The following is a 25,814-nucleotide window of genomic DNA, read 5'->3' as shown; positions in this document are numbered from 1 at the left end:
TACTGAAACAAAGAATTCACATTTGTCACAGTGGTCATTCGCCGTCGCCGCCGCATCTGCGCAGGCAGCTTGATAACAAAGTTATCCACAGAAAATTGTGCTATATGAGCAAGCCCGAGGCCGGAAACCGGGACACCGCCCGTTGCCTGGATGCTGCGCCCGGTCACAGTTTTAGGCCGATCGCGCAGCCGGGACGCCTGGACCGGCCACATGGCTGGGCCATAATCGTCGGCTGCAGTTAAACGCGGGGGGAAAACAACTTGCTGTCGATCATACAAGCCGCAGGCTGGCCGATCTGGCCACTGATTGCCTGCTCCATCCTGGCTCTGGCCCTGGTCTTTGAACGCTTCGTGGCGCTGAAAACAGCCCGTGTTGCGCCGCCTGCCCTGTTGGGCGAGGCGATTTCCGTGTCCTCGCGCGGCCTGCCCAGTCAGGAAGTCGTGCAGCAACTGGCACAGAACTCCACGCTGGGCGAGGTCCTGGCCAGCGGGCTGCGCGCACTGCAGGCCCATCCGGACAGCAGCGAGGAAGAGCTGCGCGCGTCCATGGAAGGCGCCGGCCGCGCCGCCGCCCACACGCTGGAAAAGCACCTGAGCGCACTGGCCACCATCGCCTCTGCCGCCCCTTTGCTGGGCCTGCTGGGCACGGTGATCGGCATGATCGAGATCTTCGGCTCGCAAGGCGGCGCATCGGCCACCGGCGGCAGCAACCCCGCCCAGCTGGCGGCCGGCATCTCCATCGCCCTGTACAACACGGCCTTCGGCCTGATCGTCGCCATTCCGGCCCTGATCTTCTGGCGCTACTTCCGCGCCCGCGTCGACGGCTACCTGCTGGGCATGGAGCTGGCTTCCGAACAGTTCGTGCGCCACCTCACCCGCGTCGGCGGCAAGTGAACCAGCACGCGAGAGACCTGACATGAACTTCCGTCCCCGCCGCCGTGACGAGCCCGAGATCAACCTGATCCCGTTCATCGACGTGCTGCTGGTGGTGCTGATCTTTCTGATGCTGTCCACCACCTACAGCAAGTTCACCGAGCTGCAGCTGACCCTTCCGGTGGCCGACGTCGAGCAGCAGCGCGACCGGCCCCGCGAAATCATCGTCGCCATCGCAGCCGATGGCCGCTATGCCATCAACAAGACCGCCGTGGAAGACCGCAGCGTCACTGGCCTGACCCAGGCGCTGGCCGCAGCGGCCGTCGCCGGCAAGGACAGCGTGGTCATCATCAGCGCCGATGCCACTGCGCCGCACCAGTCCGTGGTATCGGTGATGGAAGCCTCGCGCCGCGCCGGACTGTCCCAGATCACCTTCGCCACGCAGACCTCGGCCAGCGCCGGGCGCTGAAGGCAAGGCCGCCATGCCCCGGACTGGTCCTGCCCCCGCAGCCCGGGGGCTTCGCGCGGCCTGGCGCCGCCGCGGTCCGCTGGCCTGCGCGCTCCTTCCCCTGTCCCTGCTGTACCGCGCCCTGCTGGGCCTGCATCGGCTGCCTTATGCACTGGGCTTCAGGCGTGGGGGCCAGGCCGGTATTCCGGTCATCGTCGTCGGCAACGTGATTGCGGGCGGCGCCGGAAAGACCCCCGTCACGCTCGCCCTGGCCCGCCATCTGCGCGATGGCGGCTGGAGTCCCGGCATCGTCTCGCGCGGCTATGGCCGCAGCACGGACGACTGCCGCGAGGCCCGTCCTGACAGCGCCCCCGCCGACGTGGGTGACGAGCCCGCGCTGCTGGCGCGTGCCAGCGGCGTGCCGGTCTTCGTGGCCCGCAAGCGCATCGAGGCCGTCCAGGCCCTGCGCGCCCGCCATCCGCAGGTGGATGTGGTCATCAGCGACGACGGCCTGCAGCACCTGGCCCTGGCCCGCGACATCGAGCTGTGCGTCTTCAATGACGACGGCATCGGCAACGGCTGGCTGCTGCCGGCCGGCCCGCTGCGCGAGCCCTGGCCGCGCCCCGTCACCGCCGTGCTGCACGCGGGTACCTGCCCGCCAACGGATGCACCCGCCTTTGCCATGCATCGCCAACTGGCCGCTGAAGGCGTCAATGCGCGCGGTGAGCGCATTCCCCTGGCGACCCTGCGCGGACGACCCGTGGAGGCCGTGGCCGCCGTGGCCCGGCCCGAGGGCTTTTTCTCCATGCTGACCCGCGAGCAAGGCCTGACGCTGGAGCATGTCCAGGCGCTGCCGGATCACTATAATTTTGAGAGCTTCCAGCGCCTGGGGCGCAACGAAGACCCGCTGGTCTGCACCGAAAAAGATGCCGTCAAGCTGTGGCGCACCCATCCCCAGGCCTGGGCGGTTGCGCTGCAATTGCAGCTGCCGGCGGATTTCTGGGCGCTGCTGGATGAGCGGCTGCAGGCACTGCGCCCCTGCCCCGCCTGACTATCATCTCCGTCTCGGCTGGCTGCCACGGCCCGCCCTTTCCCTTCAAAACACAGGATCCGCCATGGACGCCAAACTTCTCGAACTGCTGGTCTGCCCCGTCACCAAAGGCCCGCTGCGCTTTGACCGCGAGCACCAGGAACTGGTCTCGCGCAGCGCGCGCCTGGCCTACCCGGTGCGCGACGGCATTCCCGTGCTGCTGGAAACCGAGGCCCGCACGCTGGACGACGACGAGATCGAGGACTGATTTTTCCCATCATCTGCGCCGCCCCACGCCTTCGCCTCACTCCTGCACGCACCATGTCCTCCGCGCCCTTCACGGTTCTGATTCCCGCCCGCCTGTCTTCCAGCCGCCTGCCGGGCAAGCCCCTGGCCGACATTGCAGGGCTTCCCATGGTCGTGCGCGTGGCACAGCGCGCCAGCCGCAGCGGCGCCGCACGGTGCGTGGTCGCAGCTGATGACGAAAGCATCCTCGCCGCCTGTACCGCGCATGGCGTGGCGGCCGTGCTCACGCGCAACGACCATGCCAGCGGCAGCGACCGACTGGCCGAGGCCTGCGCGCTGCTGGATCTCGATGGCGATGACATCGTGGTCAATGTCCAGGGCGACGAGCCGCTGATCGCCCCCGAACTCATCGACGCCGTGGCCGCCCTGCTGCCCCGGCAACCTTCGGCCAGCATGGGAACGGCGGCGCATGCCATTGACAGCCTTGCCGACTTCGTCAACCCGAACGTGGTCAAGGTCGTCTGCGATGCCCAGGGCATGGCCCACTATTTCAGCCGTGCGCCCATTCCCTTCGCGCGCGAGCATGCGGACCAGGCATGGTGGGAGACGGCATCGGCAGCGTTGGGCCACCCCGGCTTCGCACCGCTGCGCCACATCGGCATCTACAGCTATCGCGCCGGCTTCCTGCGCAGCTTCCCCCAGCTTTCCCAGGCACCCACCGAGGCACTGGAGGCCCTGGAGCAGTTGCGTGCGCTGTGGCACGGCCACCGCATCGCCGTCCATGTCACACCCCATGCACCCGGCCCTGGCGTGGACACGCGCGAGGATCTGGAGCGGGTGCGTGCCCAGCTGTCCAACCCGCCGGCCTGAATCGGCCGGCCGCTGAAAACGCACAAATGGCGATGCCGGGCATCGCCATTTGCAGCAACACCGCCCATGCGGTTTTGTCGGACAGCAAAACGCAGGTTTTGGCGATTGCACAGGCGACAGTTTTGCCCCGTGCGTGTAAGCCAGTGTTGGCCCTGTGCGTGCTATCCTTGCCCGCGACAAAAATATGACGCATGGACTGTCCGCCCCGGTGGGCCGATCCGGCAGACAAGAATTTCTACTCTCCTCAAGGACTTCCATGAAACTGATTTTGTTGGGCGCACCCGGCGCCGGCAAAGGCACGCAAGCCGCTTTCATCTGCCAGAAGTACGGCATTCCCCAGATCTCCACCGGTGACATGCTGCGTGCCGCCGTCAAGGCCGGCACGCCCCTGGGCCAGCAGGCCAAGGCCGTGATGGACGCCGGCCAACTGGTCAGCGACGACCTGATCATCAATCTGGTCAAGGAGCGCATTGCCCAGCCCGATTGCGCCAACGGCTTCCTGTTCGACGGATTTCCCCGCACCATTCCCCAGGCCGACGCCATGAAGGCCGCCGGCGTGAAGCTGGACTACGTGCTCGAGATCGATGTGCCCTTCGATGCCATCATCGAGCGCATGAGCGGCCGCCGCTCCCACCCCGCTTCGGGCCGCACCTACCACGTCACGTTCAACCCGCCCAAGGTCGAAGGCCTGGACGACGTGACAGGCGAGCCGCTGGTGCAGCGCGAGGACGACAAGGAAGAAACGGTCAAGAAGCGCCTGGACGTCTACAGCAGCCAGACCCGCCCGCTGGTGGACTACTACCGCGCCTGGGCCGAGAAGGAAGCCGCAGCAGCCCCCAAGTACCGCGCCATCAGCGGCCTGGGCTCGGTGGAAGACATCACCCAGCGCGCCCTCGCAGCACTGGCTGAATGACGCAGGCCATGCGCCAGACCCCAGAAAAGCACCCGCCGGGTGCTTTTTTGTTGCCGGCCTGCATCTGAAGCGCCGGCGACGCCCGGAGGATCAGTCGCGCGGCTGCACGGCCAGCGCCAGCATCATGGCAATCCGCGCCTTGGCCACGGGCAGTTGGACCAGATCGGCCTCTGCGGGGTCCGTGCCAAGCCCCGAGGCAACGGGCAGGCCTTCGGCGCAGCGCGTGCCCCGCCAGATCCAGACGCCTTTGTCGCGCGCACGCAGCAAGGCTGCTTCCATGCTTTCGTGAACGGTCGCATTGCCCGTGCCGGCCACCACGATGCCGCGCACGCCTGCGGCCACCAGCGCATCCACGCCGCAGGCTCGCGCCAGGGCACCGCTGAACACCACCTCGACCCAGGGCAGCTCATCCAGCGCCAGCAGATCAGACAGCGCGGGAGCGGAAATCACCATCCGCGCAACGGGGGCGACCGGCGTGACCGGCGCATCAGGCACCAGCCAGCGCACGCGTCCTTCCTCCACCACGGCCTGCGGGCCACCTTCCATGGAGCGCATGGCCTGCAGTCGGTAAGGTTGGACCTTTTGCACCTGGGCCGCCGCATGCACCTCGCCGCCGGCCACCACCCACACACCGCTGCGCCCGCCGCTGGCGGCCACGGTCACGGCATCGCGCAGATTCTGCGGTCCGTCGGCCAGCAGGGCCGTGGCCGGGCGCATGGCGCAAGTGAGCACGATGGGCTTGGCGGCAGGCAGCAGGCTGTGCAGCAGCCAGGCCGTCTCTTCCAGCGTGTCCGTTCCATGCGTGATCACCACGGCGCGTGTGTCCGCATCCTCCAGCGCCTGCGTGCAGGCACGCAGCAACGCGCGCCACACGGGCCAGTCCATATCCTTGCTGTCCACCTGCGCGATCTGCTGCGTCTGCACAGGCCCCAGCGCCTGCTGCTCCAGATCCGGCACGGCATCGAGCAGCGACTGCACCGTGATCTGTCCGGCCTTGTATCCCACTGCCTGCGACTGCGAATCCGCCCGGCCGGCGATGGTGCCGCCCGTGCCAAGAATCACCAACTTTGACTGCCCCACTTGCACCTCTTGGAAAACTGGTTAAAAATACAGATACTGTATAAATCATCAGATGACTTCTCTGCCTGCCATCTGAATTCAAGGACCGGACGCACGCCATGCTCGACCATCCCAAGCTCACCGCCCGCCAGCAACAGATCCTGGACCTGATCCAGGCCGCCATCTCCCGCACGGGCGCGCCCCCCACCCGCGCGGAAATCGCCAACACGCTGGGCTTCAAGTCCGCCAACGCAGCAGAGGAACACCTGCAGGCCCTGGCCCGCAAAGGCGTGATCGAACTGGTCAGCGGCACCTCCCGCGGCATTCGCCTGCGTACCGACACCGTGCGCAACATCAATGCCGCACGCGGCACCAGCTTCGGGCTGCCGCTGTCGGCCCTGGCGCCGCTGATGCTGCCGCTGGTGGGCCGCGTTGCGGCGGGCTCGCCCATTCTCGCCCAGGAACATATCGACCAGACCTATTCCGTCGAACCCAGCCTGTTCCAGGTCCGCCCGGACTATCTGCTGCGCGTGCGCGGCATGTCCATGCGCGACGCGGGCATCATGGACGGCGATCTGCTTGCCGTGCAGTCCGCGCATGAAGCCCGCAACGGGCAGATCGTCGTGGCACGCCTGGGAGATGAAGTCACCGTCAAGCGCCTGCGCCGCACCACGCAGGGCGTGGAGCTCCTGCCGGAAAACCCCGATTACCCGGTGATCCGCGTCGCTCCCGAAGAGGCCTTTGCCATTGAAGGCCTGGCCGTGGGGCTGATCCGCAACAGCATGTCCATGTAAGCCGGACAGGCAGCCCTGCACGGGTTGCCACCCCCTACTTCATGCACCGCCCAGGTGGTAGGCGCGAAGCCTTGCAGCTTCGCCCTGGGCGGAGCTTTGCCCGCAAACCGCAATCCTGCCTGTGTCCATGCCTCTTTGAAATACGCCAACAGGAGTCGTCACATGGGATTCGCTCTGCCAACACTGTCTTCTCTGTCCTTCCTGCGCCTGGCACAGGGCATTCGCCTGCCCGCCGCCGCCATGGAGCCCGCCATGCGCACCATCCAGCCCGAATCGCCTGTGCAATCCGAGCAGGCGACCATCCTGTCCTTCAGCAAGGCCCGCCGCCGCAGCCAGCAGCGGCGCAGCAAGTCAGCACGGCTACCAGAACACAGGGATGCGCAGCTGCTGCTGCCCCTGCAACCCGAACTGCCCTCCCTTCCGGCAGATCAGGCCCTGCCTTCGGGTCTGCGCATCATCCAGCGCTCGCCGCAGGAGCAGCCCGAATGCCTGTTCATCTCGGGCCGCATGGCCGATGTCTGTGCCGCCCTGGAACGCATGGAAGCGCACGGCGCGCAGACACCGGCCTGAGGTCGCCCTGAGACCAACCCGTCCACCCGGTCTGCGAGAGCCCGGGCCTGTCTCTTGCCTTGCCCAGCGGCAGGGGCTGCGCATCAGGCCCTGACAGCCGCCGGTGCAGCACTCCCCTCGCTGCGCCGATTGCGCATGCACCACGCCTGCGCCGCGGCAACGCACAGAATGCACAGCACGACGCTCAACGAAAAACGCAGTCCGCGCGCATCGGACAGCATGCCGAACAACGGCGCCACCATGCCGCCTATCGACATGGCCAGCCCCAGGGTCAGCCCGCTGGCCGTGGCTTGGTTGCGCGGCAGATAGTCCTGGGCCAGCGTGACCTGGGCGGCAAACGGAAGAAACATGCACACGCCCAGGGCCATGGTGCAGGCCAGCGCCATCCATGGCGTGGAGGCCAGGGCCAGGGCCGCCAGAGCAGGCAATGCCAACAGGTAGCCGGCGCGGATGGCCTGCATGCGCCCCCGGCGATCTGCAAGCGTGCCCCCCAGCAAAGTGCCCACCGCCGCAGCGGCTGTGAATGAGGTCAGCGTGGCCGCTCCCATGAAGTCCGAGCCGCCCAGCTCGCGCGTCACGAACATGGGCAGGGTGGACAGCACCGTCACATAGGGAATCGACCAGCAGACGATGACCCCGCACAGCAGGAAGAAGGCGCGCCAGTGGTTGGCGGGCAATTCGCCCTGCGCCACGGCCGGGCGCCGGGTGGCGCAATGGTCCTTGGCTCCATCCCGCCAGGTACAGGCATACCAGAGCACCAGCATGGCCGCTGCAGGCAGGGCCAGCATCCAGCTGCGGTGCAAGGCGCCTGCGCCCACCACGGCCGCAGCCAGCATGGGAGCGAACGATGCCCCCGCCGTTCCGCCCACCGAAAACACGCTCATCGCCTTCTGCGAGCCGCCGCCCGCCATGCGGGCCGCCACCGTTGCGGACGGATGGTAGGCCGCGATCCCCAGGCCGCACAGCACGGCAGCCAACCAGCTGACCCAGTAGTCCGGGCTCATGCCCACCAGGGCCAGGCCCAGGGCGGCCACCACAAAGCCGGCCGGCACCATCCAGGGCCGTGGCGACCGGTCGGCATACAGGCCGAACAGCGGCTGGACCATGCTCGACAGGCCCGTGGCCGCCAGCATCAGGCCGCTGGCTTCCGTATAGCTGTAGCCGCGCTCCAGCACCATGAAGGGCAACAGCGCAGGAACCAGTCCCTGGTAGAGGTCGTTGATGGCATGCGTGCCCGTAAGCAGCCCCAGACGTGCGCGGTTCATGCCCTGCCTCCTGTCACGTCCGTCATTCTCGAAAGGGAAATCATCTCCATACCTGCCACTTTCCTGCGGATTGAAAGTGGGTCATCGTAGAAAGTGCATGATCTGCATTCCTGCTACGAAGCAACAACAATCGTCGAGAAAATGACAACCCGGCAAAGTGGCCCACTTTCCCATGCCCGCACACGCGCTTGCCTGGATGACGTGCCTGCGGCCGCTCCATTGCCCCCGCACGGCGAGCACACGGCCCGCCCGGTCGTGGCCTTTGCCACAGACATGGCGGCCGGCGCTGCCATCGCACCGCATGCCCACCGCCGCGGCCAGCTGCTGCATGCCACCGAGGGAGTGATGCTGATCCGCGCGGATTCGGGCAGTTGGGTCGTCCCCCCGGGATGCGCCGTCTGGGTTCCACCACAGGCCCTGCACGCCATCCACATGGCCGCCGGCCCCGTGGCCATGCGCACCGTGTTCGTGGAGCCGGGGCTGCGGCCCGGCCTGTGGCAAGACTGCCGAGTGATGCAGGTCACGCCCCTGCTGCGCGAACTCGTGCTGGAGGCCATCGAGCTGCCCATGGACTACCCGCTGGGCGGCAGGGAGGAGCGTGTCATGCAGTTGATCCTCGACGAAATGGAGCGCGCCCGCGCCCTGTCCTTGCACGTGCCCATGCCCCGGCATGGCGCCCTGGCCGCCTGCTGCCGCAGCTTTGTGGACGACCCATCGCAGGACGCCGGCCTGGCCAGTTGGGCACAGCGGCTGCACATGCATCCCCGCACGCTGGCACGCCTGTTCCTGCGCGAGACCGGCATGAACTTCGGCGCATGGTGCCGCCAGGCCCGTCTTCTGCTCAGCCTGCCCCGGCTGGCCGCTGGCGCCTCGGTCCTGGAAGTGGCGCTCTCCCATGGATACGACAGTCCCAGCGCCTTCACCGCCGTCTTCCGGCGCAGCTTTGGCGCTCCGCCCAGCGCCTACCAGCGCAATCGCCCGGCGCAGGGCCGGCGTGGAAGTTCCGCCAGCATCTCCCTGTAGCGCACATGCAACAGAAAGATACCCAGTCCTCAGGAGTAAAGCCTGCGTGAAAGATAATTGATAAGCATTCTTATTATCTTTTGCAACCGAGACCGCCACGTTGCCCATCTCGGCTTCTACGCCCGGCCTCCCCGCTTCTTTCGCACAAGCCCTCTCCGTGCACAGCCTCTACCAGAATCACCATCCCTGGCTGGAAAGCCTGCTGCGCAAGCGCCTGGGCAACCGTGACGATGCGGCCGACCTGGCCCAGGACACCTTCGTGCGCCTGCTGCGCTCGCCAGTGCCGCAGCAGGACATCCGCGAGCCCAGGCGCTACCTGGCCACCATCGCCCGCGGCCTGGTCACCGACCTGTTTCGCCGCCGCACGCTGGAGCAGTCCTATCTGGACTATCTTGCACAGCTGCCGCAGTCGCTGGCGCCTTCGCCCGAGGAGCAGGCCATCGTCCAGCAGACCCTGCTCGACGTGGACCGCATGCTCCAGGGCCTTGCACCCAAGGTGCGCGAAGCCTTCGTCCTGTCCCATTTCGAGGAACTGAGCTACCCCGAGATCGCCGAGCGCCTGGGCGTGTCGCTGCGCACCGTCAGCAACTACCTGACCCGGGCGATGGAGCATTGCTGCCTGGTCCTGGCATAGCCACATGGGCGAGGGATCTTTGGAAAGCAACGACCGACGGGCCTTGCATGAGGCCGCTGCCTGGCACGTGAAACTGCGCGGCACCGCGGTGACGCCAAGCCTGCAGCAGGCATGGACGGACTGGCACGAGGCCGACCCCGCCCACCAGCGCGCCTGGCTGCGCGTGCAATCCGTCACCGCACAGCTGTCGCATCTGCCCGCACCCTTGGCGCGCCAGGCGCTGGGCCGCCGCTCCGACCCCAATCGCCGTTCTGCGGTGCGTGCTGTGGCCCTTGGCCTGGGCAGTGGTGCCACGGCCTGGCTCGCCTGCAAAGGCGCGCCGCTCGAGCACTGGCAGGCAGCTCATCGCACCGCCACTGGCGAGCGCCGCGACCTGACGCTGCCCGACGGCTCCCTGGTGGCCCTGGATACAGCCACCTCCGTGGACGTGGCTTTCGACGACCGCCAGCGCCTGCTGCGCCTTTACCGCGGCCGCATCCTCGTCGCCACCGGGCCAGACGCACTGGGCCGCCCCTTCAGTGTGCAAACCCCGCAAGGCCATGTACTGGCCCTGGGAACGCGCTTCACGGTCCATGTCGCGGACGACGGCCTGTGCCATGTCAACGTGCAGGAAAAGACCGTGCGCCTGCAGCCCCTGGACAGCGAAGCCACCCCCACCGAGCTGCAGGCCGGGCAACACGCCGCCTTCTCGGCCAGCGCCGCCCAGCCACCCGCGTCTGCCGATCCCTTTGCCGCCAGCTGGCACGAAGGCGGACTGATCGCGCTGGACATGCCGCTGGGCCAGCTGATCGACGCCCTCGCCCGCTACCGGCCCGGCTACCTGGGCTGCACGCCCGAGGTGGCAGGCCTGCGTGTCTCGGGCGCCTTTCCCGTGGACGACACCGATCGCGCCCTGGCCGCGCTCGTCAGCCGCTTCCCCTTGCAGTTGAGCACCCGTACACGCTATTGGGTGCAAGTGCAGGCACGGTCTGGCGGGGATTGAGTAGGCGATCGAGGAGGCGTTCCAGTGGGCGAGCCGGCGGCCGCACGGCCTTTGCGGTCAGGCCCGCACATACGGGTGATGCACCACGTCGAAGCCCTCCTGTGCGCAAGGCGCGACAAAGTAGCTGGTGATCAGGTCGAACTGCTCATCGCTGGCCTGAAAGGGATGATCCCCCGCCGCATTGCGCGCACGCAGGCGCTGCTTGCAGACCTCATCGGGCACATCCAGGAAATGCAGGCGGTGGGAGGCACCCACCCTCTCGAACACGCTGCGCGCCCAACCTCTGCCTTCCAGCGTGTTGGCAGGAAAGTCCAGCACCACTGAAACGCCGGCATCCAGCAGCGCCTGCACATGTGCCCCCATCAATCCCTTGAGCCGCGCGCTGCAGCGCACATAGTCGGCCACCGACTGCATCTCGCCAGGATACAAACCGGCCAGCCAGGAATCCTCGCTGACCAGCACCGTGCCGGGCTGCGCCGCCAGTTGCCGTGCCAGCGTCGACTTGCCCGAGCCGATCTTGCCGCAGACCATGTGCAGCGTGGCCGGCCGCGCAGCGCGGGAATCGGCCTGGGCGTCGTCCGCATGGCGGGACGGTTCGAAAACCTGCATATCCATCTCCTGAAAGGCTTGTGAAAACCCTGGAGGCGGAATGAAAAAACCCGCCTCCTCTGGGCGGGTTGCATGGCGCCGAAGGCCGCTGGCTAACCCACCATCCAATGGATGGTGCGAATAATCTGCGTTGCGTTCAGGCGGGCCATGGCGCACAGCATAGCGCAATCAGGGCGCCTCAATGGGCCACCATCCGAACCAGCCCCAGCCCCGCAAACAGCGCGGCAACGCCCAGCACCAGCGAACCCAGCGCATACAGCACGGAAGCGAGCCAGTCGCCGCGCTCGTACAGCATGCCGATCTCCAGTGCGCAGGTCGAAAACGTGGTGAAGCCGCCCAGAATGCCCGTGGTGATGAACAGCCTCGCACTCTGCGGCAGCGAAGTCTTGAGCGCAAACCACTCCACCACCACCCCCATCACGAAAGCGCCCAGCACATTGATCGCCAAGGTGCCCAGCGGATAGGCACTGCCCACCAGCCGCAGTGCAAGCAGGTTCGAGCCATGCCGTAGCGCGGAGCCGAGGCCGCCGCCCACGAACACCAAAATGAAACCGTAGATACCCATGACCGTCCTTTCATCAAACAACCGGGACGGGCGCGCCGGGCAGGATCAAGACACGGCCCTGCCACCGGCAGGACACGCCCCACCAAGGCAGGAGCCATCAGCCCCTTGCAGGGCGGTTTCGGGAAGCTCCATTCCCATCGTGCAGCCATTGCTGCGGTGGTCGAGTTTACTCCGGGCAAGCGAGCACAGGCAGCCATCCCGTGGCGGCAATACCGACCCTGCATCCCTTGCAGCGGCCTATTGGAATAACTTAACCTCAACCGATTCACCGTACCGGGATACCATCACTCCCATTCATTCACCGAGATGCATATGCGCCTATTGACTCTGACAATCGTTGCGACATTTCTGGCTTTACCTGCCACCGCCCAGGTCTATCAATGCAAGGATGTTTCTGGAAAACTGATTTTTTCAGACAGCCCCTGCAGCAGCGACCAATCCGGCGCACTGATACAGCGCAAAAAATCGGACGATGAAATCTACCGCGAACGGGCCGAGGCCGCAGAGGCCAATGAGCGAAAGCAGCAGCGCCAGATGAACGAAATGCAGCAGCGCCAGATCGAGAGCCAGCAGCGCGTCATCGAACAGCAGGCCCGCAAGGCGAATGCTCCTGCACCGGAGCAGCTCGGCGCATCCTCCCAGTGCAAGGAGGCGCGCAAGGAGCTGGAATTCGTATCCAGCATTCGCACCCTTTCCCTGGATGAAAAACGGATACGCACCAATGCAGCAATCACCAGCGTCAATGCTGCATGCGGCTCCAATACGCCGCTGATGCAGGAACCACCGAAGCCGGTTTTCACACCGCGGGCGGCCCAGCCTGTTCCTCTATCCAGTTGCAAGGGTGCACTTTGCTACGACAGCAATGGCGGAATCTACAACCGCAACGGCCAATTCATCAGTGACAGTCAAGGGCGGAGCTGCCGAATACTGGGTGGAACCATGATTGAGTGCGACTGAGCGCGGTCCATCACACTCTCGGCCTTCACCGGCTTCGCCGGCAGGTGGCAACCCCCAAGTCCCGTCTGACCAGGGGTCCGCAAGGCGTTGCAGGGTGTAATTCGCTGATACAGCTGCGCGGGCGACAGAGCGTGCCAGTGATCGGCTTCACCTGCCAGGGCTTGCTGGCATCTGCGCGGCTTGTGTAACCACGGCTGCGCGATCTGGCGCGGGCCGAAGCCTTCAGCCTCAAGCCCGGGGCTGGTTGAACGACAATGTGACCGTCGGGCCTCGGGGCCCTGGCTGCGCAAGCGTCACACAATAGTCAGGCAGGCCGGTTCAGGTAGGCGTTGATGATGCCCAGGGCAAAGCGCAAAAGCGGATCAGAACATTTGCCGACAACCTCTTGCGCGGCAACCCAGAGATAAATCAAAGGCTTATGAGAGATTCACAGGCAATGAACATCATCATTCTTGACGACTACCAGGACGCCGTACGCAAGCTGGACTGTGCGCGGCTGCTGGAGCCGTTCAACGCCAAGGTCTTCACCAATACCGTCAAGGGTGTGGGCCAGCTGTCGGTGCGGTTGCGCGATGCGGACATCATCGTGCTGATCCGCGAACGCACGCAGATCAGCCGGCAGTTGCTGGAAAAACTCCCGCGCCTGAAGCTGATCGCGCAGACCGGCAAGGCCGGCGCCCATATCGATGTGCAGGCCTGCACCGACCAGGGCGTTGCGATTGCCGAGGGCGTGGGCTCGCCCATCGCACCAGCCGAGCTGACCTGGTCGCTGATCATGGCGGCAACGCGGCGGCTGCCGCAGTACATCGCCAACCTCAAGCACGGCGCATGGCAGCAATCGGGGTTCAAGGCGGCGTCCATGCCCGCCAATTTCGGGCTGGGCAGCGTGCTGCACGGGCGCACGCTGGGCATCTGGGGGTATGGCCGCATTGGCAGGCTGGTGGCCCACTATGGCCATGCCTTCGGCATGAAGGTTCTGGTCTGGGGCAGCGAGTCCTCGCGCCAGAAGGCCCAGGCCGACGGCTTTTCGGCCGCCGCTTCGCGCGAGGATTTCTTTGCCGAATCCGATGTGCTGTCCATGCATCTTCGCCTGCATGAGGCCACACGCGGCATCGTCACCGCCCAGGATCTGGCGCGCATGAGACCCACAGCCCTGTTCGTGAACACCTCGCGCGCCGAACTGGTGGAGGCCGATGCACTGCTGGGCGCGCTCAACCGTGGCCGCCCCGGCCTGGCGGCCGTGGATGTCTTCGAGAGCGAGCCCATTCTCCAGGGCCACGCACTGCTGCGGCTGGAGAACTGCATCTGCACGCCGCACATCGGCTATGTGGAGCAAGACAGCTATGAGCTGTATTTCCGCGCCGCCTTCGACAATGTGGTGAACTTCGCTGCAGGCCAGCCCAGCAACATCCTCAATCCCGAGGTGCTCTCAGGCCCGGCACGCGCAGGCTGAAGGCCGGGTCAGGCGGGCACCTCGCCCTTCACCCGCCTACCCGATCACGGATCAACGCCCCCCGCCCTGTACAGCATCGCCGCGTGCGGCACTCGCCCGGTGGGCCAGTTCGTCGGCCACGGCCTCGTAGACGGCTTGGCGCACCACCGACTCCACCTCTTCGCGCAGGCGCACGACGATGGATCGCGTCTGCTGCTGCACCACCGTGGCGATGGCATCGCGCAGGCGCTGGTCCAGCACCAGGTCCACGCGCTGCATGAGGCGATGGACCAGATACTCCTCGGTGACCTGCTGCGCGTGGCTGTCCCAGATGGACTCCATGGTGGGCAATACACAGGCGGGTGATGCCCCAGGTGCTCCAGGTGCCGCAGATGCCGGATCCGGCTCGACCCCTTGCGTGGCAGCGTCGGCCTGCACCACCGGCGCGGCAGGAATGTCGTCTTCGATCGGTGCGGCCGGGGCCACCTCTGGCACATCGGCCGGTTCGGCAACTTCGGCCACTTCGAGCAGACGGCTCTCCTGGGCCAGCTGCATTTCCACGGACGGCGCACTGGGCGGCAGATAGTCGGAATGCACTGGCTGCACTGCAGGCCGCGGGCCCTGTCCAGGCGGCGCAGGCTCGGCGACCATGGACCGCTGGGGTTGCAGATCCAGGGGCAGCGGCGGCAGGGACGCGGGCATGGAAACCAGGCCGCGGCGTGGCGCAAGCATGCCTTCGCTCGCCCAGGAATCGGTCTCGCCGCTGTGCGGCAGTTCGGACGCAGCGACAGCGGGCGGTTCTGCCACCGGCGACTGCACTGCATCGACCGGCACGACATCGGTGAGCGTGGGAACAAAGCGTGGCGGGGTTTTGGAGGGAGCGCTCATGGCTTACTCCTTGAGGACCAGGTCATGGCGCTTGATGGAAATCCCCTGCGCCACGTAATGCTTCCAGCGCTGCCGGGCCAGATGCCGGTCTTCCTCATCGGTGGCAGACACCACTTCAACGACACGCGCAAAGCGCTCGAATCCTTCTGGCACATCGCCGCCCAGATTCACCAGCATGTCGTGGTGCGGCGCGCTGTCCAGCCGCTCCAGCAGCACGATGGGCGAGAAGGCCACAATGCCGGCCCCATCGCCTTCGACGGCGTGGGCAAGAAAATCGGTGGGCGAGACACTCCAGAGCCTGGGCGACAAGGCCTTGAGCGACGCGGAAGATCCCAGCACCACCAGTTGCGTGCGATGCCGCAGTGCCTTGCGCGCAAGACGGCACACATAGGCCAGCTTGTCAGGCGCGTTGAAATGGAACGCCACTTCAGTCAAGCGATGCTCCTTTCGCGCAGGCCCGTGCGGATGGGGACGATGCCATCAGGCCTGCTCCGGCTGGACTGCAGCGGCTGCCTTGCGGCGGCTGGGAGAGCCGGCCTTGGGCGCCGCAACCGACTTGGGCGCGCCGGCCCTGGATGGCGCCTTGCCGGCATCGACGCTGGCCAGCAGGTAGTGCAGCAGCAGGCCCACGGGGCGGCCCGTGCCGCCCTTGGCGGCGCCGCTCTTCCAGGCCGTGCCGGCGATGTCCAGATGAGCCCAGGGAATGTCTCCCACGAAGCGCTGCAGGAACTTGGCCGCCGTGACCGCACCACCTGCGCGGCCTGCCACATTGCCCATGTCGGCGAAATTGCTCTTGAGGCCTTCGCCATACTCCTCGTCCAGCGGCATGCGCCAGCACGGGTCGAGCGCGGCATCGCCCGCCTGCTCCAGCGCACGGGCCAGCTCGTCGCTGGGCGAGAACATGCCGCTGCGCAGCCCGCCCAGGGCGATGACGCAGGCACCGGTCAGCGTGGCGATGTCCACCATGGCGCGGGGCTTGAAGCGGGCGGCGTAGGTCAGCGCATCGCAGAGCACGAGGCGGCCTTCGGCATCGGTGTTGAGGATTTCTATGGTCTGGCCACTCATGCTGGTGACCACGTCGCCCGGCTTGACGGCTGCGCCTCCGGGCATGTTCTCGGAGGCCGGAATGAGCCCGACCACGTTGATGGCCGGCTGCAGCTGGGCCAGCGCCTGGAACACGCCCAGCACGCTGGCGGCACCGCCCATGTCGAACTTCATCTCGTCCATTTCGGCGGCAGGCTTGAGCGAGATGCCGCCGGTATCGAAGGTAATGCCCTTGCCCACCAGCACCACGGGCGCGGCGCCCTTGGCGCCGCCGTTGTAGTGCAGCTCGATGAAGCGCAGCGGCTGCTCCGACCCCTGGGCCACGGCCATGAAGGCGCCCATGCCGAGCTTGGCGACTTCGGCGGGGCCGTGGATCTTGCAGCTGATGCCGGGCAGCTTGGCCAGGGCACGGGCTGCGTCGGCCAGCAGCATGGGAGTGGCGTGGTTGGCCGGGCGATTGGCCCATTCGCGCGCCAGGGCCATGCCTTCGGCCTGGGCCACGGCGATCTTGAAAGCGGCGGCGATGCCGCCCTTGTCCCCGCTCTTGTCGCCGGACTTGCCGGACGCGGCACTGGCGCCCGTCGCCGCGATCACCAGCTTCTTGAGCGCCACAGGCTTGGCCTGGGGCTTGGTGTGGGTATAGCTGTAGCAGGCATCGGCCGCGGCCACCACCGCTGCTGCAACAGCGCCACCCGTGGCCTCGAAGCCGAAGCACAGCACGGCCTTGCCAACGCCGCTTGCCTTGAGGGCCGAGCCTGCGCCTGCCACGGCCTGGCGCACGTCGCGGGCCGAGCCGCTGCCCGCGCCCAGCAGCACGACGCGGCGGGCGGCCACGGCCGGCAGGCCGTACAGTGCCAACTGCTTGCCGGCTGCCGTTTCGAAATCTCCGGCCTTGACCGCGTGAGCGACCAGGGTGGACAGCGCGTCGCTGCCCGTGGCCGTGGCTTCGGTCACCAGCACCAACAACAGGTCACACTTTTCACGTACTGCAGCGGCAGTCGTCAACGGCTTCAGTTCAAAGTTCATAATCGGCGTTTTCCTTTCAGCCAATGTTATTCGATTCATCCATACGCAAAGAGCTGGCCCGCAGCTTCGGTGCCACGGTCGTGGTGCTGATCACGGTCGTCATGACCATGATGCTGATCCGCACGCTGGGTCAGGCTTACAAGGGCAATGTCAGCCCTTCCGACGTTCTGCTGGTCATGGGATATACGGTGCTTGGCCAGTTGCCCACCATCCTGGGCCTGGGACTTTTCGTGGCCGTGGTCGGCTCGCTGTCGCGCATGTACCGCGACAGCGAGATGGTGATCTGGTTCGCCGCAGGCCAGGGACTGGCCAGCCTGCTGCGCCCGCTGCTGCGCTTTGCCTGGCCGGTGCTGGCCGTGATCGCCGTGCTGGGCCTGGGCATCCTGCCCTGGGCCAATCAGCAGATCGAGCAGATCAAGACCCAGTTCGAGCAGCGCAGCGACATCGACCGCATCGCTCCCGGTGAGTTCCAGGAGTCTGCCGGCGGCTCGCGCGTGTTCTTCATCGACAAGGACGTGCCCAGCGCCACCGCTGCCAACAATGTGTTCATCGTGGCCAATGAGCGCGGGCGCGAGTCCGTGACCTCGGCGCGCGGGGCGCGGCTGGAAGTGGTCAAGGGCGAACGCATGGCCGTGCTGACCGACGGCCAGCGCATGGAGACGCAGACCAGCGACGGCTCGGTGAAGATCAGCGAGTTCAAGGAATACGGCACGCAGCTCGGCAGCGGCAACAATCTGGCCGCCGCCGAGGAAATGGCCGCGCGCAGCACGTACACGCATGAGCTGCTGCCGCGCACCGAACCCATCTACCGCGCCGAACTGGGCTGGCGCATAGGCCTGCCTCTGGCGGCGCTGAACTTCGTGATCCTGGGCCTGGCCGTGGCCAGCGTGAACCCGCGTGCCGGTGGCAGCGGCAGCCTCATGCTCGCGCTGTTCGCCTTCATCGTGTACTACAACCTCATGACGCTGGGCGAGAACTGGGTGGCCTCGGGCAAGCTGAGCATGCCCGCCATGACGGCCCTGCTGCACGGCGGCACGTTGCTGCTGGCGCTGCTGGTGCTGCTGGTGCGGCACAGGCGCTGGTCGCCGCGCGATCTGTGGCGCAGGCCCTGCAAGCCGACTGCCCTGGACGACGCGAAGGCGGTGCCATGATGAGAGTTCTGAGAAACCTGCTGTACCGCGACATCATCGCGGCCGTCGGCTATGTGACGCTGGCCTTCCTGGCGCTGTTCTTCTTCTTCGATCTGGTCGATGAGCTGCGATGGGTCGGGCGCGGCGGCGACAACGGCTACAAGATCACGCACGCGCTGCTTTTCGTGGTGCTGCGCATTCCCAGCCACCTGTACGAGCTGATGCCCATCACCGTGCTGATCGGCACCATCTACGTGATGGCGCGCTTTGCCCAGAGCTCGGAATTCACCATCATGCGCACCAGCGGCATGGGCCCCTGGCTGGCGCTGCGCACGCTGATGGTGCTGGGCCTGGGCTTTGTGCTGGTCACCTTCGGCACCGGCGACTACCTGGCACCTGCGGCCGAGAACGCGGGCCAGAACATACGCGCCATCCACCTGGCCCAGCTATCACGCGGGGCCACGGGTGCCTGGCTCAAGGAGCGCCAGGGCGATCATTCCATTGCCATCAACGTGCGTGCCATTCGCGGGCCGGGCGATTTCTCGAATGTGCGCATCTTCGACTTTGACGGCCAGGGCCGCATCTCTGCCCAGATCCATGCGGAATCGGCGCAGGTGAGCGAAGACGGAGAATCCTGGATGCTCCAGGGCGTGCAGGCCAGCCGCCTGACGGCCAAGCCCGACGGCGGCATGGTGCTGCAGCGCGAGAAAGAAGACAGCATGAACTGGAAGACGGGCATCAGCGCCGAGATGGTCTCGGCCGCTTTGCTCAAGCCCGATCGGATGTCCACCATCTCGCTGTTCCAGTATGTGCGCCACTTGGAAGCCAACGGCCAGGCTGCGCAGAAGTACGAGATCGAGTTCTGGCGCAAGGTCTTCTACCCGATGAGCTGCCTGGTGATGGTGGTGCTGGCCCTGCCTTTCGCCTACCTGCATTTCCGCTCGGGCGGCATCGCGGCCTATGTGTTCGGCGGCGTCATGGCCGGCATCAGCTTCTTCCTGCTGAACAACGTGTTCGGCTACATCGGCACGCTGCAGACCTGGTCGCCCTGGCTGACCGCTGCGGCGCCGGGCCTGCTCTACAGCCTTCTTTCATTGACGGCCTTCACCTGGCTGGTGCTGCGCCGCTAGGACCGTTGCCATGCAAAACGAGACAACATCTGCCGACAGGACTGGACTGATCCTGCTGGCACACGGCTCGCGCGACGCCTTGTGGCGCCAACCCATCGAGGCCGTGCTGAAGGCCGTTCAGCAGACGCATCCCCAATCCCTGGCCGCCTGCGCCTACCTGGAGGCCTGCGCGCCCGACCTGCCCACTGCCGCGCGCGGGCTGGTCGAGGCCGGCGCCACGCACATCACCGTGCTGCCCCTGTTCCTTGGCACGGGCAAACATGCGCGCGAGGACATCCCGAAGCTGGTGCAGGAGATAAGCGATACCCATCCGCAGGTGGCCGTGGACCTGCAGCCGGCCGTGGGCGAGCATCCGCGTGTCACGGCCCTGCTGGCAGAACTGGCACTGGTGGCCACGGAGCCCCGTGGCGCGCCGGGAAGCTGAAATAACGAATCGCTTCTTTATATAAATGCAGCATAATGGCGCGCAGCACCCTGCTGTCACCGCCATGAACCTGCACCAATTCCGATTCGTCCAAGAAGCGGCGCGCCGCAACCTCAACCTCACCGAGGCGGCCAAGGCCCTGCACACCTCGCAGCCCGGCGTCTCCAAGGCCATCATCGAGCTGGAGGAGGAGCTGGGCATCGACATCTTTGCGCGCCACGGCAAGCGCCTCAAGCGCATCACCGAACCCGGCCTGGAGGTGCTCAAGAGCATCGAACTCATCATGCGCGAGATCGGAAATCTCAAGCGCATCGGCGAGCAGTACAGCGCCCAGGACAGCGGCACGCTGTCGATTGCCACCACCCACACACAGGCCCGTTACGTGCTTCCGCCTGCCGTGGCACGGCTGCGCGACCTGTATCCCAAGGTCACGATCAGCCTGCACCAGGCCACTCCGGCAGAGGTGGCGCGCATGGTCATCGACGAGGTGGCCGACATCGGCATGGCCACCGAATCCCTGGCCGACTACCCCGATCTCGTCACCCTGCCCTGCTACGAATGGCAGCACGTGCTGGTCATGCCCACAGGCCACCCGCTGGCGCAGAAAGAGCGCATCACGCTGGACGACATCGCCCACGAATCGCTGATCACCTACCACCCTTCGTTCACGGGTCGCGGCAAGATCGACCAGGCCTTTGCCACGCGCCGCCTGCGTCCGCGCATCGTGCTGGAGGCCATTGACTCCGACGTGATCAAGACCTATGTGCGCCTGGGCCTGGGCATCGGCATCGTGGCCGAAATGGCCATGCGCGACGACCCGGTCAATGACCTGGTCGTGCGCCCCATGGGCCACCTGTTCGGCCAAAGCGTGGCACGCGTGGCCATCAAGCGAGGCGCCTACCTGCGCAATTTCGTCTACCGATTCGCCGAACTGCTCAGCGACCGCCTGACGCGCGATCTCATCATGCGCGCCATGAACGGCCACGTGCACGACTACGAACTCTGATCCTCCGCCCCACCGGACCTGCAGTGCGGGTCCGCTCCCGCTGTCCGCTGTTTCCGCCATGACTTCTGCCACGCCCCGCACGCCCGCCTTCCCCAGCCGCCTGCCCCATGTGGGCACGACCATCTTCACCACCATGTCGGCCCTGGCCGCCGAGCACCAGGCGGTGAACCTGGGCCAGGGCTTTCCCGATTTCGGCTGCGACCCCAGGCTGGTCGATGCCGTCACGGCCGCCATGCAGGCCGGCCACAACCAGTACCCGCCCATGCCCGGCCTGCCCCAGCTGCGCCAGGCCATGGCCGACAAGATGCAGGCGCTGTACGGCCGCAGCTACGATGCGGGCACCGAGATCACGGTCACGGCCGGCGCCACGCAGGCCATCCTCACCGCCATCCTGTCCACCGTGCATGCTGGCGACGAGGTCATCGTGCTCGACCCCTGCTACGACAGCTACGTGCCCAACATCGAGCTGGCCGGCGGCGTGCCCGTGCGCGTACCGTTGACGCCGGGCAGCTTCAAGCCCGACTTCGCCAAAATTGCCGCCGCCATCACGCCGCGCACCCGGCTTTTGATCATCAACAGCCCGCACAACCCCAGCGCCACCATCTGGAGCGATGCCGAGATGCTGCAGCTGCAGGAGCTGCTGGCGCCCACCGACGTGCTGCTGATCAGCGACGAGGTCTACGAGCACATGGTCTACGACGGCCGCCAGCACCAGAGCGCCGCGCGCTTTGCCGGCCTGGCGGCGCGCGCCTTCATCGTCTCCAGCTTCGGCAAGACCTACCATGTCACGGGCTGGAAGGTGGGCACCGTCGCCGCGCCGGCCGCACTCACGGCCGAGTTCCGCAAGGTCCACCAGTTCAACGTCTTCACCGTCAACACGCCCATGCAGGCGGGCCTGGCCAGCTACATGGCCGACCCCGCGCCCTATCTTCAGCTGCCCGCCTTCTACCAGGCCAAGCGCGACCTGTTCCGCCAGGGCCTGGAAGGCTCGCGCCTGCGCCTGCTGCCCACGGCGGGAACCTACTTCGTCTGCGCCGACATCTCGGCCGTGTCGGACCTGGACGAAGCCGCGTTCTGCCAGTGGCTGGTCAAGGAACACGGCGTGGCGGCCATCCCGCTGTCGGCCTTCTATGGCGACGGCTTCGACCAGCGCGTGGTGCGCTTTTGCTTTGCCAAGCAGGACAGCACGCTGCGCGCGGCACTGGATCGGCTGCGCAAACTCTGAGGTTTGTGGGCGAGCGGGCCTGCAGCCCCGGATAATGAGAAGCATTCTCGAATCCGACTGCGGGCCTTCTATTCCGCTCACCCATGCCCACCTCCTCCCAGCGCTACACCACGGCGCAGCTCGACGCCATGCGCCAGCGCCACGGTTTCAGCGTGCGCTTTCTCTCTGCCGTCTCCGAAAGCGATTGCATCTTCGAGGGGCAGGTGCAGGAGCACCAGCTGCCCTCGGGCCTGCAACTGGTCAGCTCCGACATCCGCATCGACCACGGCTATGAATCCACATCCGAGCACCCGCGGCGCTTCACCGCCGTGGTCCTGCTGGACGGCCAGGCCGAGCTGCAGTTGCCGGGCGCCCGCCGTGCACTGAGCGTGACGCGCCATGCGGCGGCGGCATTCTCGTGCGGCGACACCGAGATTCTCAAGGCCACCCATGTGGCGGGCCAGACGGTGCGCGGCTTCAACCTGTCCATCGAGGCACCCGAGGCCTGCGCCGATGCCGAACTGGCCGAGCTGCTGCACCATGCCCTGCGGCAGTCCGGCCCGCCACTGCATGCCTGGTCGCTGCCCGAGCACCTGGCCGTCTCGCTGCGCCAGCTGCTCGATGGCGTCTGGAGCGGCAGCCTGGCCCGGCTGCACCGCGAAGGCATTGCGCTGCAGGTGCTGGCCTGCGCGCTGCAGGCACATGCGCAGCCGCGGCCTGCGCCCTTGCCGCGCATCCATCCCCGGGACAGGCGCGGCCTGGAGCGCGTGCGCGAGTGCATGGATGCAGCGCCGGGCCAGGCGTACAGCCTGGACGACCTGGCGCGCCTGGCCTGCATGAGCCCGACCACGCTGCGCGAGAAATTCCAGGCCGCCTACGGCCAGACCGTGTTCGGCTGGCTGCGCGAGCGCCGAATGCAGCTGGCGCGCGAGCGGCTGGCACAGGGCTGGAGCGTGCAGGAAGCGGCCGACTGCGTGGGCTTTCAGCACGCCAGCAATTTCGCCACGGCCTTTCGCCAGCGCTTCGGCCACGCGCCCAGCCAAGGCAGCCTGCGTCGCAAGCCATAGGACTGGCGTCGCCGGGAACAGGCGGCGGCGGCGCACATTTCCCACAATCCGGGCTCACGCCCAGGACCATGGAAATGATGAGCATTCGCATTCAAAACCCCGCCCCGCGACACCCCAAAGGCGCGCGGACCCCGCTGTCCCTGCTGATCTGCGCCCTTTGTGCAGCCCCTGCGCCAGCAGTCTGGGCCGCCGACGAGGACAGGCCCCCTGCCAGGAAAGGCGACACCGAACTGGGCACCGTCACCGTGCGCGCCGCCGCCGATGCCGGCACCACCGAAGGCACGGCCCGCTATACCAGCGGCTCCACAGGCACGGCCACGGGCCTGCAACTGTCGGCGCGCGAGACACCGCAGTCGGTCAGCGTGATCACGCGCCAGCTCATGGACGATGCCGGCCAGCTCACGGTCTCGCAGACGCTGGAGGCCTCCGCGCCCGGCCTGTCGGTCAGCCGCAGCGACAGCAACCGCTACCAGTTTTCCTCGCGCGGCTTCGGCGTCAGCAACTTCCAGTTCGACGGGCTGGCCTCGCCCATCAACAGCCTGTGGAACTTCGGCGCCACCGACATGGACACGGCCTTCTACGACCGCGTGGAAATCGTGCGCGGCGCCACGGGCCTGCTCAATGGCTCGGGCGATCCGTCGGCCACGGTGAACTTCGTGCGCAAGCAGCCGCGCGAGACGGCGGGCGGCCATGCCTCGCTGACGCTGGGCCGCTGGAACCTGCGCCGCGCCGAGGCCGATCTGTCCCTGCCGCTGGACCGCGAAGGCCGCGTGCATGGCCGCGTCGTGGCCGTGCAATCGGACAGCGACAGCTACGTCAGCCACTTCGGCCAGCGCAGGCAGGGCCTGTACGCCGTGGTCAGCGCGGCCCTGACGCCCGCCACCCGGCTCGTCACCAGCCTCGAATACCAGAAGAACACCAGTCCCGGCATGGGCGCCGGCTTTCCGCTGTTCTATGCGGACGGCAGCCGCACGGCCTTCGACCGCTCGGTGTCCAACAACACGCGCTGGTCGCATTTCGGCACGGAGAACACCACGGCCACGCTGGACCTGACGCACCGGCTGGACAACCGCTGGCTGCTGCGCGCCGCCTACAGCCGCAACGACGGCAACTACGACATGCGCTACGTCTACCGGGGCGGCGCGCCGGACGCCAGCACCGGCCTGGGCATGGCCAACTCCTTCATCAAGTACCGGGGCGACCGCTCGCGCGACAGCCTGCACCTCACGGCCAGCGGCCCGGTCGCGCTGTTCGGGCGCCAGCACGAGATTGCCGTGGGCTGGAACCATGTGCGCGACGACATCGACATCCGCCGCTACGCACCGCTGGGCACACCGCCTGCCACGGACAACTTCCTCGACTGGCGCAACGGCAGCCTGGCCGAGCCCGGCTGGTCCGACGTCTCCAACGGCGGCGACGACAGCCGCATGCGCCAAAGCGGCGGCTATGCCGTGGGGCGTTTCTCGCTGGCCGATGGCTGGACGGCCGTGGCCGGTGCCCGGCTGAGCCGCTGGTCCACGCGCCAGAACTACTTCGGCAGCCTGCGCGACTACCGCTACAGCAACGAAATCACGCCCTACGCCAGCCTGCTGTGGGACATCGATGCCCGGCACACGGCCTACCTGAGCTACACGGAAATCTTCACACCCCAGAACTACCGCGACAAGCAAGGCAGCATCCTGGACCCCGTCACCGGCCAGGCCTTCGAGCTGGGCCTCAAGGGCTCCTGGCTGCAGGACCGGCTGCAGGGTTCTGCCGCGCTGTTCCAGACCCGCCAGGACAATCTGGCGCAGGACACGGGCGAATTCATCGACGGCACCACGGACCAGAAGGCCTACCGGGGAGTCAAGGGCGCCCAGGTGCGCGGCATCGATCTGGAACTCAGCGGCGAGCCGGCCCGGGGCTGGCGCATGGGCGCCAGCTACACCCACTACACGGCACGCAGCGCCAGCGGCGCCGCCTTCAACACCACGCACCCGCGCAGCCTGGTCAAGCTCACGACCATGCGCAGCTTCGAGGGTGCGCTGCAGGGCCTGAGCCTGGGCGGCAACCTGCGCTGGCAAAGCCGCATCTGGCAGAACGTGACCAACCCGCTGCGCCAGAGCGTGCAGGTCGGCCAGGGCAGCTACCTGGTGGTCAACCTCTCGGCCCACTACCGCCTCGACCCCACCTGGTCGGCCAGCGTGCAGCTCAACAACCTGCTGGACCGCCAGTACTACAGCCAGATCGGCTTCTACAACCAGGGCTGGTGGGGCGAGCCGCGCAATCTGACGGTGAGCCTGAAGGCGGATTTCTGAGCTGCATCGGCATTGGCGTCGGCATGGACATCGGCAATGCCCGCCCCAACCCCGGCGCCGTAACGGGCGCCGGCCCATGCCATGGGGCGCATCGTGCACGTCCACGCAGATCCACGCAAGTCCACGCAGGCGCCGCAAAGCCGCATGTTCGCGGGCAGTTGCACGGCAGCGCCGGAGGCGGATTCAGCAGCGGTGCGGTCCATGCCACAGGCGAGTCCGGGAGCCTTGCGCCGTGATGGCAGGCGCAATGACGGGCGCATGTCAACGCAATCCTTCTCATTTGCCGAGCAAGGCCGGACAGGTCATTCGCCCGCCGCATGACGTCCTGC

General features: G+C 66.8%; 27 protein-coding genes and 1 riboswitch. Of the genes, 20 read left to right on the top strand and 7 right to left on the bottom strand.

All coding sequences use genetic code 11. The annotated features are described in order from the left end of the window. Positions 1 to 260 precede the first annotated feature (260 nt). The 6 genes from AC5I49_RS03470 (at position 261) to adk (ending at position 4,379) form a co-directional block, all read left to right on the top strand. Positions 261 to 893 (top strand): MotA/TolQ/ExbB proton channel family protein, encoded by a 633-nt coding sequence (locus AC5I49_RS03470; protein WP_016445902.1) that lies wholly within the window; start codon positions 261 to 263, stop codon positions 891 to 893. A 22-nt stretch (positions 894 to 915) separates the two neighbouring features. After that, on the top strand, positions 916 to 1,341 hold the full coding sequence (locus tag AC5I49_RS03465; protein ID WP_012205405.1) for an ExbD/TolR family protein: 426 nt from the start codon (positions 916 to 918) through the stop codon (positions 1,339 to 1,341). Between the two features lie 13 nt (positions 1,342 to 1,354). Further along, complete coding sequence (gene lpxK, locus AC5I49_RS03460; protein WP_392416913.1) at positions 1,355 to 2,371, top strand: tetraacyldisaccharide 4'-kinase; 1,017 nt, start codon at positions 1,355 to 1,357, stop codon at positions 2,369 to 2,371. A gap of 64 nt (positions 2,372 to 2,435) precedes the next feature. Continuing rightward, positions 2,436 to 2,618: a Trm112 family protein gene (locus tag AC5I49_RS03455; RefSeq protein ID WP_016445900.1), complete on the top strand. Its 183-nt coding sequence runs from the start codon at positions 2,436 to 2,438 to the stop codon at positions 2,616 to 2,618. A gap of 53 nt (positions 2,619 to 2,671) precedes the next feature. After that, positions 2,672 to 3,466, top strand: a complete 795-nt coding sequence (gene kdsB / locus AC5I49_RS03450; protein ID WP_272206407.1) for a 3-deoxy-manno-octulosonate cytidylyltransferase — start codon at positions 2,672 to 2,674, stop codon at positions 3,464 to 3,466. Positions 3,467 to 3,722: 256 nt separating this feature from the next. Further along, the gene (gene adk, locus AC5I49_RS03445) at positions 3,723 to 4,379 is read left to right on the top strand and encodes an adenylate kinase (protein ID WP_016445898.1); all 657 of its coding nucleotides are present in this window, start codon (positions 3,723 to 3,725) and stop codon (positions 4,377 to 4,379) included. Positions 4,380 to 4,469: 90 nt separating this feature from the next. Here the strand turns inward: adk and AC5I49_RS03440 are convergent, their stop codons facing one another. Continuing rightward, complete coding sequence (locus tag AC5I49_RS03440; protein WP_495788839.1) at positions 4,470 to 5,459, bottom strand: asparaginase; 990 nt, start codon at positions 5,457 to 5,459, stop codon at positions 4,470 to 4,472. A 98-nt stretch (positions 5,460 to 5,557) separates the two neighbouring features. On the opposite strand from AC5I49_RS03440, the gene lexA reads away from it, so the two are divergent. Both lexA and AC5I49_RS03430 read left to right on the top strand, forming a co-directional pair. Then, entirely contained in the window at positions 5,558 to 6,232 is a 675-nt protein-coding gene (gene lexA, locus AC5I49_RS03435; protein ID WP_016445896.1) for a transcriptional repressor LexA, read from the top strand. 162 nt (positions 6,233 to 6,394) lie between these two features. Then, positions 6,395 to 6,802 carry a hypothetical protein gene (locus AC5I49_RS03430; protein ID WP_016445895.1) on the top strand — a complete coding sequence of 136 codons (408 nt, stop codon included), beginning with the start codon at positions 6,395 to 6,397 and terminating at the stop codon, positions 6,800 to 6,802. A gap of 83 nt (positions 6,803 to 6,885) precedes the next feature. Here the strand turns inward: AC5I49_RS03430 and AC5I49_RS03425 are convergent, their stop codons facing one another. Then, positions 6,886 to 8,067 carry an MFS transporter gene (locus tag AC5I49_RS03425; RefSeq protein WP_017405012.1) on the bottom strand — a complete coding sequence of 394 codons (1,182 nt, stop codon included), beginning with the start codon at positions 8,065 to 8,067 and terminating at the stop codon, positions 6,886 to 6,888. Positions 8,068 to 8,208: 141 nt separating this feature from the next. On the opposite strand from AC5I49_RS03425, the gene AC5I49_RS03420 reads away from it, so the two are divergent. The 3 genes from AC5I49_RS03420 to AC5I49_RS03410 all read left to right on the top strand — a co-directional run bounded on the left by AC5I49_RS03420 (position 8,209) and on the right by AC5I49_RS03410 (position 10,706). Beyond that, positions 8,209 to 9,090, top strand: a complete 882-nt coding sequence (locus AC5I49_RS03420) for an AraC family transcriptional regulator (RefSeq protein WP_047472432.1) — start codon at positions 8,209 to 8,211, stop codon at positions 9,088 to 9,090. A 157-nt stretch (positions 9,091 to 9,247) separates the two neighbouring features. Then, positions 9,248 to 9,724 (top strand): sigma-70 family RNA polymerase sigma factor, encoded by a 477-nt coding sequence (locus AC5I49_RS03415; RefSeq protein WP_017405010.1) that lies wholly within the window; start codon positions 9,248 to 9,250, stop codon positions 9,722 to 9,724. Positions 9,725 to 9,728: 4 nt separating this feature from the next. Continuing rightward, positions 9,729 to 10,706, top strand: a complete 978-nt coding sequence (locus AC5I49_RS03410; RefSeq protein ID WP_495788838.1) for a FecR domain-containing protein — start codon at positions 9,729 to 9,731, stop codon at positions 10,704 to 10,706. A 57-nt stretch (positions 10,707 to 10,763) separates the two neighbouring features. Here the strand turns inward: AC5I49_RS03410 and AC5I49_RS03405 are convergent, their stop codons facing one another. Both AC5I49_RS03405 and crcB read right to left on the bottom strand, forming a co-directional pair. Further along, positions 10,764 to 11,315 carry a P-loop nucleotide/nucleoside kinase family protein gene (locus AC5I49_RS03405; protein ID WP_046239633.1) on the bottom strand — a complete coding sequence of 184 codons (552 nt, stop codon included), beginning with the start codon at positions 11,313 to 11,315 and terminating at the stop codon, positions 10,764 to 10,766. Between the two features lie 178 nt (positions 11,316 to 11,493). Continuing rightward, the gene (crcB, locus tag AC5I49_RS03400) at positions 11,494 to 11,880 is read right to left on the bottom strand and encodes a fluoride efflux transporter CrcB (protein ID WP_495788837.1); all 387 of its coding nucleotides are present in this window, start codon (positions 11,878 to 11,880) and stop codon (positions 11,494 to 11,496) included. Positions 11,881 to 11,961: 81 nt separating this feature from the next. Continuing rightward, positions 11,962 to 12,025, bottom strand: a riboswitch (Fluoride riboswitch). Between the two features lie 167 nt (positions 12,026 to 12,192). On the opposite strand from crcB, the gene AC5I49_RS03395 reads away from it, so the two are divergent. Together AC5I49_RS03395 and AC5I49_RS03390 are read left to right on the top strand one after the other, a co-directional pair. Then, the gene (locus AC5I49_RS03395; RefSeq protein WP_074922388.1) at positions 12,193 to 12,837 is read left to right on the top strand and encodes a DUF4124 domain-containing protein; all 645 of its coding nucleotides are present in this window, start codon (positions 12,193 to 12,195) and stop codon (positions 12,835 to 12,837) included. Between the two features lie 436 nt (positions 12,838 to 13,273). Next, positions 13,274 to 14,290 carry a D-2-hydroxyacid dehydrogenase family protein gene (locus tag AC5I49_RS03390; protein ID WP_212645690.1) on the top strand — a complete coding sequence of 339 codons (1,017 nt, stop codon included), beginning with the start codon at positions 13,274 to 13,276 and terminating at the stop codon, positions 14,288 to 14,290. A 51-nt stretch (positions 14,291 to 14,341) separates the two neighbouring features. On the opposite strand, the gene AC5I49_RS03385 is transcribed toward AC5I49_RS03390, so the two are convergent. From AC5I49_RS03385 to AC5I49_RS03375, 3 genes are read right to left on the bottom strand one after another with little or no spacing between them, the layout of a single operon-like run. Further along, a complete protein-coding gene (locus AC5I49_RS03385; protein ID WP_016445886.1) occupies positions 14,342 to 15,157 on the bottom strand; it encodes a hypothetical protein in 816 nt (271 codons plus the stop codon). Positions 15,158 to 15,160: 3 nt separating this feature from the next. Then, the gene (locus AC5I49_RS03380) at positions 15,161 to 15,592 is read right to left on the bottom strand and encodes a DNA polymerase III subunit chi (protein WP_016445885.1); all 432 of its coding nucleotides are present in this window, start codon (positions 15,590 to 15,592) and stop codon (positions 15,161 to 15,163) included. 45 nt (positions 15,593 to 15,637) lie between these two features. Further along, positions 15,638 to 17,227: a leucyl aminopeptidase gene (locus AC5I49_RS03375; protein WP_016445884.1), complete on the bottom strand. Its 1,590-nt coding sequence runs from the start codon at positions 17,225 to 17,227 to the stop codon at positions 15,638 to 15,640. A 23-nt stretch (positions 17,228 to 17,250) separates the two neighbouring features. Between AC5I49_RS03375 and lptF the strand changes: the two genes are divergently transcribed. From lptF to fauA, 7 genes are all read left to right on the top strand, one after another. Further along, positions 17,251 to 18,378, top strand: a complete 1,128-nt coding sequence (gene lptF / locus AC5I49_RS03370) for an LPS export ABC transporter permease LptF (RefSeq protein WP_016445883.1) — start codon at positions 17,251 to 17,253, stop codon at positions 18,376 to 18,378. Then, the gene (lptG, locus tag AC5I49_RS03365; protein WP_017407657.1) at positions 18,378 to 19,487 is read left to right on the top strand and encodes an LPS export ABC transporter permease LptG; all 1,110 of its coding nucleotides are present in this window, start codon (positions 18,378 to 18,380) and stop codon (positions 19,485 to 19,487) included. Before lptF ends, lptG begins: the two co-directional genes overlap by 1 nt. Positions 19,488 to 19,497: 10 nt before the next feature. After that, positions 19,498 to 19,911: a sirohydrochlorin chelatase gene (locus AC5I49_RS03360; protein WP_495788836.1), complete on the top strand. Its 414-nt coding sequence runs from the start codon at positions 19,498 to 19,500 to the stop codon at positions 19,909 to 19,911. Positions 19,912 to 19,975: 64 nt separating this feature from the next. Continuing rightward, positions 19,976 to 20,917: a CysB family HTH-type transcriptional regulator gene (locus AC5I49_RS03355; protein ID WP_016445880.1), complete on the top strand. Its 942-nt coding sequence runs from the start codon at positions 19,976 to 19,978 to the stop codon at positions 20,915 to 20,917. A 58-nt stretch (positions 20,918 to 20,975) separates the two neighbouring features. After that, positions 20,976 to 22,142 (top strand): pyridoxal phosphate-dependent aminotransferase, encoded by a 1,167-nt coding sequence (locus AC5I49_RS03350; protein ID WP_310039501.1) that lies wholly within the window; start codon positions 20,976 to 20,978, stop codon positions 22,140 to 22,142. Positions 22,143 to 22,225: 83 nt separating this feature from the next. Next, positions 22,226 to 23,188 (top strand): helix-turn-helix transcriptional regulator, encoded by a 963-nt coding sequence (locus tag AC5I49_RS03345; RefSeq protein WP_495788835.1) that lies wholly within the window; start codon positions 22,226 to 22,228, stop codon positions 23,186 to 23,188. Between the two features lie 77 nt (positions 23,189 to 23,265). Then, positions 23,266 to 25,485, top strand: coding sequence for a TonB-dependent alcaligin siderophore receptor FauA (gene fauA, locus AC5I49_RS03340; RefSeq protein WP_495788834.1), 2,220 nt, complete (start codon positions 23,266 to 23,268; stop codon positions 25,483 to 25,485). Positions 25,486 to 25,814 lie beyond the last annotated feature (329 nt).

The organism is Delftia sp. (assembly GCF_059499305.1).
Note: the sequence above shows the minus strand (reverse complement) of the source record. Positions and strands in the feature narration are given on the sequence as shown.

What these genes read in the sequence shown, in the direction of transcription:
- AC5I49_RS03465 (WP_012205405.1), top strand. Translation starts at nt 916, where the DNA reads ATGAACTTCCGTCCCCGCCGCCGTGACGAGCCCGAGATCAACCTGATC.
- lpxK (WP_392416913.1), top strand. Translation starts at nt 1,355, where the DNA reads ATGCCCCGGACTGGTCCTGCCCCCGCAGCCCGGGGGCTTCGCGCGGCC.
- AC5I49_RS03455 (WP_016445900.1), top strand. Translation starts at nt 2,436, where the DNA reads ATGGACGCCAAACTTCTCGAACTGCTGGTCTGCCCCGTCACCAAAGGC.
- kdsB (WP_272206407.1), top strand. Translation starts at nt 2,672, where the DNA reads ATGTCCTCCGCGCCCTTCACGGTTCTGATTCCCGCCCGCCTGTCTTCC.
- adk (WP_016445898.1), top strand. Translation starts at nt 3,723, where the DNA reads ATGAAACTGATTTTGTTGGGCGCACCCGGCGCCGGCAAAGGCACGCAA.
- lexA (WP_016445896.1), top strand. Translation starts at nt 5,558, where the DNA reads ATGCTCGACCATCCCAAGCTCACCGCCCGCCAGCAACAGATCCTGGAC.
- AC5I49_RS03430 (WP_016445895.1), top strand. Translation starts at nt 6,395, where the DNA reads ATGGGATTCGCTCTGCCAACACTGTCTTCTCTGTCCTTCCTGCGCCTG.
- AC5I49_RS03425 (WP_017405012.1), bottom strand. Translation starts at nt 8,067, where the DNA reads ATGAACCGCGCACGTCTGGGGCTGCTTACGGGCACGCATGCCATCAAC.
- AC5I49_RS03420 (WP_047472432.1), top strand. Translation starts at nt 8,209, where the DNA reads ATGACAACCCGGCAAAGTGGCCCACTTTCCCATGCCCGCACACGCGCT.
- AC5I49_RS03410 (WP_495788838.1), top strand. Translation starts at nt 9,729, where the DNA reads ATGGGCGAGGGATCTTTGGAAAGCAACGACCGACGGGCCTTGCATGAG.
- AC5I49_RS03405 (WP_046239633.1), bottom strand. Translation starts at nt 11,315, where the DNA reads ATGCAGGTTTTCGAACCGTCCCGCCATGCGGACGACGCCCAGGCCGAT.
- crcB (WP_495788837.1), bottom strand. Translation starts at nt 11,880, where the DNA reads ATGGGTATCTACGGTTTCATTTTGGTGTTCGTGGGCGGCGGCCTCGGC.
- AC5I49_RS03395 (WP_074922388.1), top strand. Translation starts at nt 12,193, where the DNA reads ATGCGCCTATTGACTCTGACAATCGTTGCGACATTTCTGGCTTTACCT.
- AC5I49_RS03390 (WP_212645690.1), top strand. Translation starts at nt 13,274, where the DNA reads ATGAACATCATCATTCTTGACGACTACCAGGACGCCGTACGCAAGCTG.
- AC5I49_RS03385 (WP_016445886.1), bottom strand. Translation starts at nt 15,157, where the DNA reads ATGAGCGCTCCCTCCAAAACCCCGCCACGCTTTGTTCCCACGCTCACC.
- AC5I49_RS03375 (WP_016445884.1), bottom strand. Translation starts at nt 17,227, where the DNA reads ATGAACTTTGAACTGAAGCCGTTGACGACTGCCGCTGCAGTACGTGAA.
- lptF (WP_016445883.1), top strand. Translation starts at nt 17,251, where the DNA reads ATGTTATTCGATTCATCCATACGCAAAGAGCTGGCCCGCAGCTTCGGT.
- lptG (WP_017407657.1), top strand. Translation starts at nt 18,378, where the DNA reads ATGAGAGTTCTGAGAAACCTGCTGTACCGCGACATCATCGCGGCCGTC.
- AC5I49_RS03360 (WP_495788836.1), top strand. Translation starts at nt 19,498, where the DNA reads ATGCAAAACGAGACAACATCTGCCGACAGGACTGGACTGATCCTGCTG.
- AC5I49_RS03355 (WP_016445880.1), top strand. Translation starts at nt 19,976, where the DNA reads ATGAACCTGCACCAATTCCGATTCGTCCAAGAAGCGGCGCGCCGCAAC.
- AC5I49_RS03350 (WP_310039501.1), top strand. Translation starts at nt 20,976, where the DNA reads ATGACTTCTGCCACGCCCCGCACGCCCGCCTTCCCCAGCCGCCTGCCC.
- AC5I49_RS03345 (WP_495788835.1), top strand. Translation starts at nt 22,226, where the DNA reads ATGCCCACCTCCTCCCAGCGCTACACCACGGCGCAGCTCGACGCCATG.
- fauA (WP_495788834.1), top strand. Translation starts at nt 23,266, where the DNA reads ATGAGCATTCGCATTCAAAACCCCGCCCCGCGACACCCCAAAGGCGCG.